The following is a 14,586-nucleotide window of genomic DNA, read 5'->3' as shown; positions in this document are numbered from 1 at the left end:
CAGTGAATAAATTCACCGGTTATTTTTTATAGATGATACCGAATTAAGTCGGTATTGATAGAATTACAACCTTTGTTTCGATAGACACCCAATTCATTGGGTGTTTTTATGAATTTATTTCAAGCTATCTACAAACGTGCCGGCCAAAGCAGAGGCATTGCTGTTAAGCAACGACTCATTCACCAGTAGATTAAACCCATTGCTTTCATTGGGGCGGGCTATAATGCCGTTTTTCTTCAGGTTTTCGGCCAATGTTTTTGGTGCAATGCCTTTTACAGTTAATTTAAAAATATTTGTTCCGTTAGCAATACGCTCTACTTTAAATGCTTCACGTGCATTCAGTCTCTTTATCAGTTCTTCGGCTATGTTCGTTGCCTTCGCGTATCGCTCAGAAAAGCCATCGAGATAGTGGAGGGCTACAGCCGCATAAGGCCATGCCTGATGCAAACCGCCACCGAACATTCGTCGGGCGTGATACATTGGTGCAATCAGTTCTTTAGGTCCCGCCAGAATAGCACCTGAGGCGGCATTGAAGTACTTATAAAGCGAGACATAAACGGTATCGAACAAAGAGGCATAAGAGGCAGGGCTAATGCCTGTATAGGCCGATGCCAGAAATAGCCTTGCTCCGTCAAGATGCATTTTAATGTCGTTTGCTTTGGCCAAAGTAGCAATCTGCTTCATCAGCTCATAGTCAAACACTTCTCCGGTTTTTCTACGCACAGGCGATTCTATTGAGATTACCCCGACTTTAGAGGCCACTCTACCACCTGCTGTGCGTTTCAGCACTTCGCTTACTTCGTCTACAGTAAAAGTAGCTTTGTCGAAACCTAATGGAATCAGATTAAGATTACTCAGTATCTGGGTACTGTCGCCGGTATCGTTATAGACATGGCTTTCGTGTTGCAGAATCACCCTGCTATTTTTGCCTGCCAGTGTCCTGATGGCCAGATGATTGGCCAGCGTGCCCGTTGGCATAAAAACTGCCGCTTCTTTACCCAATAGTTGAGCCATTTTTATTTCCAGTTCTTCCACGCAACCATTTTGTGAGTAATAATCTGCTGTCAGATTCTTCTTTTTTACTATATCGGCCAGCAATTCAGCATAAGCTGCAGGCGTAAGAACCAAGCCATCGGATACGAAATTGACGGATGCGTTTGGGGTATCAGAAACGTTTTCGTCAGGCATAAAGGCTTGTGCCGATAAGGCAGGCGCCATTGAAAGCAAGGAAGACATTTTCAGGAAACTCCTGCGTTGTAGGTGATTCATGCGTTTGCGAAGTGTTTAAGAGAGAATCACTAAAAATACAGATAAATTTCAAGGTCAGGAAATGATAAACTTATTTTTTAAAGCAAACCGGTAGTCATATTCGCAAACTTGTCGTTATTATTAACAGAATCTGACAATATGAATTAATATTTCAGTATCCCTATGTAAAAACACCCTTTTTTGAATAGATTTGATAATTGATTGAAAAGGAGAAAAAGGGCAGTTTTATTTTTAAATTTTTTTAATAATGTATTAAATTGTTTCATTTTTTCTAGAAAAAGTACTACTTTTGTTTTCCAGGCAATCTTTATTCAAACCCCCTAAATGAAAACTCTGACCGTAAAAATTAAATACTTTTTCCTTCTTTGCCTTGTTACGGTAGGCATTGCTTCTGTGGTCTGGAATTGTACCAGCGCTTCTGCAGAAACATCGGCTATGCCCGATGAAGTAGATTATAACTTTCATATCCGTCCGATCCTGTCAGACCGTTGCTTTAAATGCCACGGCCCCGATGCCAATAAGAGAGAGGCCAACCTGCGGCTGGATACCCCCGAGGGTGCCTATGCAGCCTTAAAAGATAACCCGAAAGCACATGCTATTGTAGCAGGTAACCCGGATATGTCAGAGGTGTTTTTGAGAATTACTGCTAAAGATTCTACACAGATAATGCCCCCGGTAGAATCTAATCTGAAACTAACGCAGCATGAAATTGATCTGATTAAAAAATGGATTAAACAGGGAGCAAAATATAAAGAGCACTGGGCGTTTATTGCACCTGAAAAAATGAATGTGCCGAAAGCAGATGAAGATTGGGTAGTGAACGAAATAGATAATTTTGTGTACCACAAAATGCGCGATAAAGGGCTGAAACCCAACGAAGAGGCAGATAAAGAACAATTGTTGAAAAGAGTGAGTCTTGATTTAATCGGTTTGCCTCCTACGGTTGAAATGCAGGAGCGATTCCTGAAAGATAATTCGGCCAACGCCTATGAGAAAATAGTGGATGAGTTGTTGAAAAATAAGCATTATGGTGAGAAAATGGCTGCCTACTGGCTGGATGTAGCCCGGTATGCCGATTCGCATGGGTATCAGGATGACGGACTGCGCACCATGTGGCCCTGGAGAGACTGGGTGATTCACGCCTATAATGATAATTATCCTTACAGTAAATTTCTGAGCTGGCAATTAGCCGGAGACCTATTGCCTAATCCAGATGGTAGCGGTTCACCGTCGAAGGAAATGCTATTGGCAACCGGATTTAACCGGAACCACAAGATTACGCAGGAAGGCGGTGTAATTGACGAAGAATACAGAATAGAATACGTGACCGACCGCACCAATACTTTTGGTAAGTCGTTTCTGGCACTGACGTTTGAGTGCGCCAAATGCCATGACCATAAGTATGATCCGATCTCTCAGAAAGATTATTACCGCACTTTTGCTTTCTTCAATCAGGTGCCTGAGAAAGGACTTTTCGGAACGATCGATGCCTCTTTTGCTGATCCGCCGAATATGGCCATTACCGATGCCGATGTGAAATCATTATTGAAGTTTATCAATAAGAAAGATACGGCCAAAGTAATGGTAATGGTGATGAAAGATACTTCCAGAACACGCACTACTTATGTGCTGAACCGGGGAAATTATGATTCGCATGGAGATTCGGTGACCTTCGGCTTGCCTAAAAGAGTGATGGCTTTTGATACTCTAAAATATGGCAGAGGTCGGCTAGGGCTGTCAAAATGGATGCTGGATGCTAAAAATCCGCTTACGGCGAGAGTATATGTTAACCGGCTTTGGGCGCAGTTTTTTGGCAGAGGCATTGTGAAAACCCTGGGCGATTTTGGTATGCAGGGAGAGCTGCCATCGCACCCTGAGTTGCTCGACTGGCTGGCTGTGGATTTCAGAGAAAAAGGTTGGAATGTGAAACGACTGGTAAAGAAGATTGTGATGTCGGCCACTTACAGGCAGTCGTCAGTCGTGACAGATAAACATCTGAAAACCGACCCTGAGAATATTTATCTGGCGCGCAGCCCGCGTATTCGTCTGCTGGCTGAAAACGTACGAGACTATGTATTGTCAAGCAGTGGCATATTAAATGATGAAATCGGCGGGCCGAGTATTAAACCGTATCAGCCGAAAGGATTATGGGAAGTGGCTACATCAGGCCGGGGCAGTTTGTCAAGATATGTACAAGACCATGAATCTGACCTGTACAGGCGCGGCATGTATGTATTTATCAAGCGCACCGTTCCACCACCCACCATGTTGATTTTTGATGCCAGCAACCGCGACCAGTGTGAAGTGCAGCGCGTACGTACCAACACACCTTTGCAGGCGTTGGTGATGATGAACGATCCGCAGATGATAGAGGGGTCGAGGGTATTGGCAGAACAACTTTCGCTGGAAAACGACAGCTATGACACCAAACTGGAAAAGGCATTCAGAAAAGTGCTTTGCCGCAAGCCGAATGAAAAAGAGATGGTCATTGTAAAGCAATACTTTACCAACGAAGCAGGGTTATTGAAAAAAGATTTGAAAAGAGCCGAAAGGCTGCTGAATATAGGCGAATACAAGCATGAAGCAGTGAAAGACAAAGCATCAGCCGCTGCCTTGATGCAAACCATTCAGATGTTGTATAACATGGAGGAGGCTATTACCCGCATATAGCCATTTTTGATTGCCATTTATCGATTTTAATTTTCTCAGATGGAAAACGAATTTTTCAAAAACAGATTGAATATTACCCGCAGGCATTTTCTGAGCAAATCGGCAGTGGGTTTGGGTAGCATGGCTTTGGGTTCATTAATGATCCCTAATCTTTTTACAGGTGGAGAAGAAAACCTGGCGCAATTGCCATTGGGCTTGCCACACTTTGCCCCGAAAGCCAAAAGAGTGATTTATCTGTTTCAGAATGGGGCGCCTTCGCAACTGGAAACTTTCGACTATAAACCATTGCTCAACAAAATGGCGGGCGAAGACCTGCCGGAGTCCATCAGAGGAGGGCAACGATTGACGGGCATGACCGCCAATCAGACCAAGTTTCCATTGATTGGCTCTTACTTTGATTTTAAACAGTATGGGCAATCGGGCGCCTGGGTAAGTGATATGTTCCCTAACATGGCCAAGATTGTGGATGAGCTTTGTATCATCAAGACCATGAATACCGAGGCCATTAACCATGACCCTGCTTTGACATTCCTGCAAACGGGTGCACAGGTGGGTAACCGACCGAGTATGGGTGCCTGGATGAGCTACGGGCTGGGCAGCGAGAATAAGAATTTACCTGCCTTTTGTGTATTACTTTCACGCGGACGGGGTAACGGGCAAGGGGTATATTCTAAATTATGGACCAATGGTTTTCTGGATTCTACCCATCAGGGGGTGGTATTCAGCAGTGGAGAAGACCCGATTCTGTATCTGAAAGATTCTGACGGGATAGATAAAGAAACCCGTCGCCGGATGTTAGACAAACTGGCTGAACTGAATCATTTAGGATTTGAAACCAACGGCGACCCGGAAGTGCAAGCCAAAGTACAGCAATACGAAATGGCATACCGCATGCAGACCGCTGTGCCTGAATTGACCGACTTATCGAAAGAGCCTGACCATATCGTGAAAATGTACGGTCCTGAATGCTTGGTGCCTGGTACTTATGCAGCCAATGCATTGCTGGCAAGAAAACTCTCTGAGTCTGGCGTACGATTTGTACAGTTGTATCATCAGGGATGGGATCAGCACGGCAACCTACCCAACGAAATGCCTTTGCAGGCAGAAGACGTAGATCGTTCGTCGGCTGCATTGATTATGGATTTGAAACAAAGAGGCTTGCTGGATGAAACCCTTGTGATATGGGGTGGGGAGTTTGGTAGAACCAATTATTGTCAGGGTAGCTTTACTAAAGATAATTACGGTCGCGACCACCACCCGAGAGCCTATACCATCTGGATGGCAGGTGGAGGCGTAAAACCCGGGATTGTATATGGCGAAACAGACGAGTTTGGATACAATATCATAAAAGACCCGGTGCACATACACGATTTCCATGCGACTGTGATGCACCTGATGGGAATGAACCATGAGCAACTAACCTATAAACATTTAGGCAGAAGATACCGACTGACCGACGTAGCAGGTAAGCTGGTGCCCGGCATTATGGCCTGATCCTGCTTTCTGTCTGAACCACCTATTGCACCCTGAACACATCGATGAATCGTTTCTATAAAGCAAGCTCGTATCTTTTATTAGTTTTTAATATTCTGCTGATTTTTCTGCTCGCATTTGAAGAGCGGGTAAAAATACCATTGTGGGTGAGTCCCTTCGGACGGCTTCATCCCATGTTGTTGCATCTTCCTATCGGGTTCTCTATTATTCTGGTGCTGATTATACTGCTAAGGAAAGAGATTGATCCGAAAAGCTATGGTTTTTTTGTAAAGCTGATGCTTATAATTACAGCACTTACGTCTTGTATAGTGGCTTTGATGGGCTTTTTTCTGTCGAGAGAAGGAGGATATGACGCCCATTTGCTGCAATGGCACAAATGGACGGGTGCGGGTGTAAGTTTATTCACTTATGCTTTAACCTGGTTTTATGAACAATTAAGTCGCAGAACAAAAGTACTTCAATTGCTTTCGGCAGGAGGGTTGATACTGTTCATGGTCGCGGGCCATTATGGTGCAGCCATTACACACGGCGAAAATTATGTGTTTGAGGCTTTTGAAAGTAAAGAGAATGCCCTATCATTCGCACCCGACAACAATCTGTATCAGGCAGCTATTCTGCCTATTCTGGAAAAGAAATGTATGGCCTGCCACAATGACCAGAAGGTGAAAGGGGAATTGAATATGAGCAGTGTAGAAAAAATACTGAAAGGAGGCAAACACGGGGCTTTGTGGAAAGCCGGAGATACCTTGAATAGCTTATTGTTACAAAGGGTACATTTGCCTGTTGAGCAAAAAGAACACATGCCGCCCAAAGGTAAGGAACAACTGACTTTTGAAGAGATCGCTTTACTGACTGCCTGGATTCAGGAAGGAGCCAATATGAAAAAGCTGGTCAGAGATTATCCTGAAATATCCAAAACCCGGACATTGGCATCGAAAATAGCAGGTAACGGGAAAGCTGAAAAAAACTATAATTTTCCGGAGGCATCAGAAAGTACGCTGGCAGAAGTAAATACGCCATTTTGTGTGGTAACGCCTCTGGCGACGGGTTCTCCGGCACTGGAAGCAGCGTTTTTTGTAAGTAAGAAATTTGACCGGAAATCACTCGAAAACCTGTCGAAAGTAAAAGAGCAGTTGATAGAACTGGGCCTGTCTAAAATGCCTGTGAAAGATGAAGATATTAAACTGATTGCTCAATTCCCGAATCTTGAAAAACTTAATCTGAATCAGACCGATATTACCGGTAATACTTTAGATCAATTGGCTTTGTGTAAACAATTGAGCTCGGTGACTTTGTCGGGTACTAAAGTTGGTAAGGCTCAATTACAGAAACTGATGACACTGCCTGCATTGAAAGAGGTCTTTGTATGGAATACCTCGTTGGACTCATTGGCCATTCAGGAGTTTGCCAAAAAATATATAGGCGTAGTATTTGATGCCGGATACAAGGAGAATCCGAACGAAATACTAAAACTGAATCCGCCTATTCTGGTCAATGAGGATTTTATTCTGAGAAAAGGCGTACCGATTGAGTTAAAGCATACGCTCCGGAATGTTCAGATTCATTATACACTGGATGGCACCGACCCTGACTCAACCACCGAAAACATTTATACGAAACCGCTGGTTATTGATAACTATACGCGTATAAAGGCGATGGCCACCAAAGAGAGCTGGCGAGCCAGTGGTAGCGTATCTTACACTTTTTTTAAGTCTGGCTTTGTAGCAGACACCGCTATTCTGTTGACGGCGCCAAAACCCCAATACACTGGTAAAGGAGGAAAAAACCTGATAGATTTGAAGAAAGGCCCGAACGATAATCATGGAGATGCGGCCTGGTTGGGTTATCAGCAGGAAGATTTTGTAAGTTTACTGGAGTTTAAGAAACCCACTACACTTAGTATGATTACCCTTAGTTATTTATTGAGAACAGGCTCTCATATACTGACGCCAGCCACCGTTGAGGTATGGGGAGGTAATAGTGAAGCAGATTTAAAGAAGTTGCAGCGGGTAGTGCCTGAACAACCGGACAAAATGCAAAGTGCTGTGAATCTGGGTATCAACGTACCTATCAAGCCTGGTGAGTATAAGGTGATAAAAGTGATAGTGAAACCTTTGCCGAAACTGCCGAAGTGGCATCCGGATAAAGGGAAACCGGGTTGGTTTTTTATAGATGAAATCCTCTTCAACTAAAAATTGTACTATGCAAATTTCGCGCCGTTCGTTTTTACTGGCCGGTTTGGCGTTATCAGCCTTTAGACAGAGAAAACTGCAGGTAATGACCATCAATGGGCCAATTAATGCTTCTGAGATGGGTAAAACCCTGATACATGAGCATTTTCTGGTTGACTTTATCGGAGCCGACAAAACAAACAAATCACGTTGGGATAAAGAGAAAGTAATAGCCAGAGTATTGCCTTATCTGAACGAAGTAAAAGCCTTTGGTATTAAAACGGTTTTCGACTGTACACCCAACTTTTTAGGACGGGATGTGGAATTGTTTAAATTACTGTCGGAGAAAACAGGCTTACAAATACTCACCAATACAGGGTATTATGGAGCAGTGGGAAACAAGTACCTGCCTCAATGGGCTTTTACGGAATCTGCTCAGGAACTGGCCAATAGATGGATAAAGGAATTTAAAGAGGGTATCGACGGCACCGGAATCAAACCCGGGTTTATCAAAATAGGGGTAGACGGAGGAAAGAGTCTTTCGGATATTCATCAAAAACTGGTTAAAGCGGCAGGACTTACACATCTGGCAACGGGGCTTACCATCTGCTCGCATACAGGCCCCTGGCACATTGCAGCAGAAGAAATTGAAGTATTAAAAAGTGTAGGTGTGAGTCCATCAGCCTTTGTGTGGGTGCATGCACAAGGTGAAAACAATAAAGCAGGGCATACTAAAGCAGCCCGCATGGGTACATGGGTAAGTTTAGATGGCATAGGCTGGGGAGACTTTCAAACCTATGCCGATTCAATAGATTTAATGAAATCAAATGGTGTATTGAACCGCCTGCTGATTTCGCATGATGCCGGTTGGTATAAACCAGATGAACCCGATGGGGGAGAGTTCAAGGGCTTTACCAATATCTTCAAAGAATTGTTCCCTCTGCTAAAGCAAAAAGGGTTTACCGATAAAGATTTCGAACAGCTTCTGGTTAGGAATCCTGCTGAAGCATTTGCATTACGTGTTCGTAAGGTCTGAATAGTCTCTCTTTTCTTAATCAATAACCTATTGCTTTATCTTTTTTGAATGGTTTGCCCGACCAGGCTTTTTGCTGTGTCCATTCTTCATCAGGTGCAGACCAGAATGGGTCAGATTCAGGTAAGCCTAATGGTAGGAATCCCAGTGTGGTCAGGTACATGCTGCCTGCATTGGAGTAAGAATCAGCAATGCCGGGTTGATGCCCTGCAAAACCCAGCGTTAACCAACCGGCCTTATCAAAAGTATCTTCCTGTCCGAACATGCGCTTCATCACTGCAGTTATGGCACATCTAACCTGTGAGGGGCTGACTCCTTCAGGCAATTGATGCAATAAAGCTGAATGAGCTAATGCCTGAAATGCGCCCAGACGATAGGTGACACTGCGACCAAACGGAGGAAAAGAGCCTTCAGGAGAAATCAGCCTTTCCAGAAAATCGGCCTGTCTTTGCATTCTTTTCACGGCTTTATTGTATTGATCTTCCAATGCCTGATTCTTCTTATCAGGCGATTGTCTCTGATGCACTTTCAGCATCGTATCAAGTACATCTACTATCATCGGATGAATCACAAAAGAATTGTAATAATCCATGTGGAAAACCTCTCCGTCTTTAAACCAGCCGTCACCCACATAAAAACTTTCAATTATCCTTAGTCCATAATCAATTCTGAAACGGTCAGCTTCTTCGCCAACATATAATAAAAATACCTCCACAATGGCTGAAAATAACAACCAGTTGTTGTTTCCCGGTACAACCCTTCTTAACAATCGGAATTCTTCTATCACTCGTTTTTTGGTGATTTCATCCAGCGGTTGCCAGAGAGCCTCGGGTGCTTTCAGAAAACTTTGAGCTAAAAATGCGGCATCTACCAGTGTTTGTCCTTCTTTTCGCCAGAGCATGTAGTCAGGACTCGCCGGATCAACACTGTTTTTGATACTTCCGAGTGCATATGTTCTTAGTTTTTTACGCAATTTCCCTTCTTCGGTGTTGGTATCGGGCAGGGCGAGCCAGGGTGCTATGCCTGTCATGGTACGGGCAAAACCTTCCAGAAATGCTACTTTTGCATTTCGATTGTCCCATATAGGGCTGTATTCAACCTGCCAGTTTTTTTGTAGGGTGTTTTCGCTAAGGTTTTTGAGAACGGGCTCGGCAATTTTATAAAGCAGCCTGGCCCAGTAAAGGCGGGTATCGTCTTTGGCGTGAATAATACTGGTCTGAATAGGAGCTTGGGTTGTAACAAGGGCAAAACCTGCCATTGTGTTTTTCTGGATAAAGTCTCGGCGGTTCATGGGTTGAATATAATTTATGGCAAGATATGCCTAAAATCAATGGCATGCAACCCATGCAAAAGATGCCGGTGAATTAAGAGACTAGAATAAGGAATTGAATTAACTTATTTCAATTTCATCTCCGTGTTTATTCAGGAAATGGAATTCGGTGATGCCGATAGAAGAATCTTTCACCAGTTTTATCCAGGTACGATATTTGAAGAACCACTTGAGTTGCTTAGAGATAATGCCTTCGCGGTAGTAAGCATACACAAATGGGTGCAGAATAATACTGATACCCGTTTCGTTTTGTTTCGAAAGGATATAGTCCAGATTATTCTCGATTAAATCGGTAATAACAATGCTCGCCTGAATAGTACCGGTACCACCACAAGTAGGGCAGGTTTCACGGGTTACAATATTCATTTCAGGGCGCACACGCTGACGGGTAATCTGTAGCAGACCGAATTTAGAAATAGGCAGAATGGTGTATTTCGACCTGTCGCCTTTCATTTCCTCTTTCATTGCTTCCTGAATCAAACGACGATTCTCGTTCTTCTTCATGTCAATGAAATCGATCACTATAATACCGCCCATATCACGCATACGCAACTGGCGTGCTATTTCTTTGGCTGCTTCAAGGTTAACTGTCAAAGCAGTTGACTCCTGATCACCCTCCTGTGTTGATTTATTGCCACTGTTGACATCAATCACATGCAATGCCTCAGTATGCTCAATAATCAGGTAACCACCACCCGGCAAACTTACTGAGCGTCCAAACAGAGATTTTATTTGTTTCTCTATACCGAACTGTTCAAAAAGTTTGGTTTTTCCTGAATGGAGTTTCAGAATTCTTTCTTTTTCAGGAGCAATGGTATGCAAAAAACTTTTGATGCCATCAAAGTTCTCTTTCGAATCAACATAGATATTGTCGAAATCGTCATTCAACATATCACGCAGAATGGAAGATGCTCTGTCCATTTCGCTGATAATCCGGTCGCGAGGCTTGGCATCACGCAGGGTTTTCATCCCTGACTCCCATTTGTCTACGCAAAAATCAATGTCTCGTTTTAATTCGTCCAGATCTTTACCTTCGGCAACGGTTCTGACAATCACCCCGAAGTTTTCAGGTTTAGTCGAAGATACTAACTTATGTAAACGCTGGCGTTCTTGTTTGTTAGTTATTTTCTTAGAGATATTAACCGAAGAGCTGAATGGCACGAGTACAATGTTACGACCTGCAATAGAGATATCGCACGATAACCGTGGCCCTTTGGTAGAAATAGGTTCTTTCACGACCTGCACCAGAATAGGAGTATTCTTGGTAACAACTTCGTTAATCTTACCTAGTTTATCAATATCTTTTTCTAAATGAAAACCTTTCAGGCGAAGATTGACAGGACGCTTAGCGATAACGTCTTTGACAAATTTGCTGAGAGAATTATACGAAATGATTTCGTTGTAGTGAAGGAAACCATCTTTATCATAGCCAACATCTACAAAGGCAGCATTGTTGCCTTGTACCACTTTCTTCACAACACCCAAATAGATATCTCCGACGGAAAACTGGTGTTCCGTCTCATCAAAGTGATATTCCAGTAGCCTTTTGTCTTGTACGAGGGCTATCCTATCACCTTTCTGTGTGGTACTGATATATAATTCGTTGCTCAAAACTGAGGTAGAATCAAGAGGTTTAGATATTGTTTTGGCTAAATGATGGTGTTGATAGTCATAAGTGCAAAAATTAATGGAACTTATGACTATCAAATTTTAAGAAAGATTATTTCTTCTTATGACGGTTCTTTCTAAGACGTTTCTTTCTTTTGTGAGTTGACATCTTGTGTCTTTTTCTTTTCTTTCCGCAAGGCATAATTGTAAATGATTAGAAACCCCAACCCCTGAAGAGGTGTATTATTCAATAAAAGTATTTTATATTTTCCCCCCTTCAGGGATGGGGGCGACCGTCAAACGGTGTTTTTTATCGAACCGCAAAGATAGTGAATTATTTTATACTCTCCAAAGTCTTGTTCAGTTCTTCTAATAAAGTCGGTTCTTTAACTTTTTGTTTCAGATCCAGCAGTATTTTTTTTGCCTGCTCTTTTTCGCCAGACTCAAGCAAGCTATAACCTAAACCAAATTGCGCGTTTACATTGGCAGGATTAATACGCAACACCTGTCTGAAACGGTCGGCAGCTTTGGCATATTGGTTCGATTGCATCGATAATACCCCCATATTCATCAGCGCCGGTTCAAAATTAGGTTCTTCTGCCAGCACTTCGCGAAGCATCATAATTGCCTGCATTGGCGAATCGGTCTGCACGTATGTCATGGCCAGATTCGTTTTTGCCTGCAACTGGCGCGGGCTTTTTTCTAATACCTTATTATAGGCCGCCCGTGTTTTATTAGCCAGATATTCAACATTTTCGGGTTTCAGAGCCAGATTGAAAGCCTGGAAATAAGCATCGCCTGTTTTCAGCCAGTTTTCTGTGCTCGGTTGCACCAGCGCTACTTTCTCTACATAGGCGGCGGCACTGTCAAAGCGGTTTCCTTCGGCAAAGACCTCCGCCAGCTGGCCGTAAATGGTTTTTTTTTCGGTGGCAGATGTTAATTTCTGCTTCAGATCAGCTATTTGTTTTTCCTGCTCGGGCGATAGTTTAGGCGCCTGAGTGGTAATGTCTGCCTTTTCGTTGCCGGTAGCAGCCGGTTTGTTATTGGCTACTTTGTCACGATTAGACTTAGCCTCATTTTTAACAACCACTTTGGGTCGATAATAAAGAAAGCCCGTGAGGGCTATCGAGACTGCTATTAGTATTAAAAAATGTCGTTTCATAGATTCTGGATAATCGTGGATAGCGCATCGCGCTATCCACAATCGGTCAATTTGCCCTTTTGAGGCATTGAAATTATTTTACGTTGGTTTTCACTTGTTCCGTAAATTCTTTGGCCGGTTTAAAGCCTGGAACAGAGTGAGCCGGTACGGTTACCGTAGTTTTAGCAGAAATGTTACGAGCTTTTTTAGCAGCTCTTCTCTTGTTTACAAAACTTCCGAAACCTCTAACATAGACTGCATCGCCTTGGGCTAATGTGTCTTTTACTGTGTTAAAAAATGCCTCAAGTGTAGATGATACACTTGCTTTGTCCACGCCAGTCTTGTCGGCAATTGCTGAAATTACTTCTGCTTTAGTCACGTTCGTAACTTATTTTTAGGTTTTATTATTGATTTTACCAAGATAACTACTGAATTGAAAGGACGTAAGAAACTAAATAAAGCAGACGCTTAGTTTTATTAATTTAACATCTCCAAACTCTTTGGTTTTATTTTGGGTTTGCAAAGATACAGGATTTAACAATACTATGCCAAAAAGATTTTAGAAATTTTTCCTATAATTGCTTAATAATTAGTGAGTTATATATTTTTTTATGGCAAAACAAATATTTTGGAAAAGAAAAAATAAGAGATTCTCAAGAAAACTTCAATAAAAATTGGAAAGACAAACGTTTTCCGAAGTACTCCGCAACTGGTATTATGCCAACAAAAGAGATTTACCCTGGAGGAACACAAATGACCCGTATAAGATTTGGTTGTCGGAAGTTATTTTGCAGCAAACCCGTGTAGTGCAGGGATTACCTTACTATAATAAATTTGTTGAAAAATACCCAACCGTAACTGCTCTGGCAGAAGCCGATGAGAAAGATGTTCTGAGGCTCTGGCAGGGTCTGGGCTACTACTCAAGAGCAAGAAATATGCACCAGACAGCCAAAATCATAGTGAACGATTGGGATGGAGTGTTTCCGGGAACCTATAATGATCTGGTGAAATTGAAAGGTATTGGCCCTTATACAGCTGCAGCCATAGCATCTTTTGCTTTTGACGAAAAAGTGGCAGTGGTTGATGGGAATGTCTACCGGGTATTGGCCAGAATATTTGACATAGAAACAGACATTGCCAGTCATGAAGCAAAAAGAATTTTCAGTGAGCTGGCTAATGAGTTGATTCCGGCAGATGCTCCGGCTATACATAATCAGGCGGTAATGGAGTTTGGGGCAACGTATTGCACACCCCTGAATCCGGGCTGTATGTTTTGTATATTTCATGATACCTGCGAGGCCAATCTGCAGGGTAAGCAGGCAGTGCTGCCTGTTAAACTGAAAAAAGTAAAAACCAGAAAGCGATATTTTGATTATTTTGTAATTGAGCAGGCCGGGAAATTACTGATGGGTGCGCGCGGCCCTAAAGATATATGGGAGGGATTGTACGATTTTTATCTTGTTGAAAGCAATGACACCTTAATGAAAATTGAGGAGAACGATAATGATTTTCTACTGGCATTGTTACCTTCGGCTGTTATCAGAAGTACCTCTGAGGTTTACAGGCATATATTGACACATCAGCGGATAGAGGTGCGATTCTGGCATTTAGTAATTGAGGGGGAGTTAAGTATACCATTACCTGTAAACTATGATTTCTTTGATTGGGAAGAAGTAGAGCATTTACCTAAGCCGATTCTGATTGAGAAGTATCTGAAGAAACACCATAAAGAGTTTCAGAACTGAGGTACCAATTGATTTGGCAGCGTATTGTAATCTCGGTATTTTTCTCAAATATCAATAGGTCGGTTTGAGGGTATAAAGTTGGATTGTATAGTGCCCGATTAATAAAATAAATGGTGATTTTTGCG

General features: G+C 42.7%; 10 protein-coding genes. 5 read left to right on the top strand and 5 right to left on the bottom strand.

Going from position 1 to position 14,586, the window contains the following annotated elements; translation table 11 throughout:
- Positions 1–114: 114 nt before the first annotated feature.
- Positions 115–1,269, bottom strand: coding sequence for a threonine aldolase family protein (locus AC1RRY_RS10715; RefSeq protein ID WP_492821002.1), 1,155 nt, complete (start codon positions 1,267–1,269; stop codon positions 115–117).
- Between the two features lie 324 nt (positions 1,270–1,593).
- Between AC1RRY_RS10715 and AC1RRY_RS10710 the strand changes: the two genes are divergently transcribed.
- The 4 genes from AC1RRY_RS10710 to AC1RRY_RS10695 are packed head-to-tail and all read left to right on the top strand — an operon-like array spanning position 1,594 to position 8,640.
- Positions 1,594–3,939 (top strand): PSD1 and planctomycete cytochrome C domain-containing protein, encoded by a 2,346-nt coding sequence (locus AC1RRY_RS10710; protein WP_492821004.1) that lies wholly within the window; start codon positions 1,594–1,596, stop codon positions 3,937–3,939.
- A 39-nt stretch (positions 3,940–3,978) separates the two neighbouring features.
- Positions 3,979–5,433 carry a DUF1501 domain-containing protein gene (locus AC1RRY_RS10705; RefSeq protein WP_492821006.1) on the top strand — a complete coding sequence of 485 codons (1,455 nt, stop codon included), beginning with the start codon at positions 3,979–3,981 and terminating at the stop codon, positions 5,431–5,433.
- 44 nt (positions 5,434–5,477) lie between these two features.
- The gene (locus AC1RRY_RS10700) at positions 5,478–7,625 is read left to right on the top strand and encodes an FN3 associated domain-containing protein (RefSeq protein ID WP_492821008.1); all 2,148 of its coding nucleotides are present in this window, start codon (positions 5,478–5,480) and stop codon (positions 7,623–7,625) included.
- 10 nt (positions 7,626–7,635) lie between these two features.
- Entirely contained in the window at positions 7,636–8,640 is a 1,005-nt protein-coding gene (locus AC1RRY_RS10695) for a phosphotriesterase family protein (RefSeq protein WP_492821010.1), read from the top strand.
- 19 nt (positions 8,641–8,659) lie between these two features.
- Here the strand turns inward: AC1RRY_RS10695 and AC1RRY_RS10690 are convergent, their stop codons facing one another.
- The 4 genes from AC1RRY_RS10690 to AC1RRY_RS10675 all read right to left on the bottom strand — a co-directional run bounded on the left by AC1RRY_RS10690 (position 8,660) and on the right by AC1RRY_RS10675 (position 13,095).
- A complete protein-coding gene (locus tag AC1RRY_RS10690; protein ID WP_492821012.1) occupies positions 8,660–9,928 on the bottom strand; it encodes a DUF2264 domain-containing protein in 1,269 nt (422 codons plus the stop codon).
- Between the two features lie 99 nt (positions 9,929–10,027).
- Positions 10,028–11,578 (bottom strand): Rne/Rng family ribonuclease, encoded by a 1,551-nt coding sequence (locus tag AC1RRY_RS10685; RefSeq protein ID WP_492821014.1) that lies wholly within the window; start codon positions 11,576–11,578, stop codon positions 10,028–10,030.
- 331 nt (positions 11,579–11,909) lie between these two features.
- The gene (locus AC1RRY_RS10680) at positions 11,910–12,737 is read right to left on the bottom strand and encodes a tetratricopeptide repeat protein (protein WP_492821016.1); all 828 of its coding nucleotides are present in this window, start codon (positions 12,735–12,737) and stop codon (positions 11,910–11,912) included.
- 73 nt (positions 12,738–12,810) lie between these two features.
- Positions 12,811–13,095, bottom strand: coding sequence for an HU family DNA-binding protein (locus tag AC1RRY_RS10675; protein ID WP_492821018.1), 285 nt, complete (start codon positions 13,093–13,095; stop codon positions 12,811–12,813).
- A 295-nt stretch (positions 13,096–13,390) separates the two neighbouring features.
- Between AC1RRY_RS10675 and mutY the strand changes: the two genes are divergently transcribed.
- Positions 13,391–14,461, top strand: coding sequence for an A/G-specific adenine glycosylase (gene mutY / locus AC1RRY_RS10670; RefSeq protein ID WP_492821020.1), 1,071 nt, complete (start codon positions 13,391–13,393; stop codon positions 14,459–14,461).
- Positions 14,462–14,586: the final 125 nt, after the last annotated feature.

The sequence above is a fragment of the Emticicia sp. GW821-FHT11C11 genome (genome assembly GCF_058808615.1).
This window is presented reverse-complemented; position numbering and strand designations above follow the sequence as displayed.

Coding starts and splice junctions, on each gene's coding strand:
- AC1RRY_RS10715 (WP_492821002.1), bottom strand. CDS start 1,269: ATGAATCACCTACAACGCAGGAGTTTCCTGAAAATGTCTTCCTTGCTT.
- AC1RRY_RS10710 (WP_492821004.1), top strand. CDS start 1,594: ATGAAAACTCTGACCGTAAAAATTAAATACTTTTTCCTTCTTTGCCTT.
- AC1RRY_RS10705 (WP_492821006.1), top strand. CDS start 3,979: ATGGAAAACGAATTTTTCAAAAACAGATTGAATATTACCCGCAGGCAT.
- AC1RRY_RS10700 (WP_492821008.1), top strand. CDS start 5,478: ATGAATCGTTTCTATAAAGCAAGCTCGTATCTTTTATTAGTTTTTAAT.
- AC1RRY_RS10695 (WP_492821010.1), top strand. CDS start 7,636: ATGCAAATTTCGCGCCGTTCGTTTTTACTGGCCGGTTTGGCGTTATCA.
- AC1RRY_RS10690 (WP_492821012.1), bottom strand. CDS start 9,928: ATGAACCGCCGAGACTTTATCCAGAAAAACACAATGGCAGGTTTTGCC.
- AC1RRY_RS10680 (WP_492821016.1), bottom strand. CDS start 12,737: ATGAAACGACATTTTTTAATACTAATAGCAGTCTCGATAGCCCTCACG.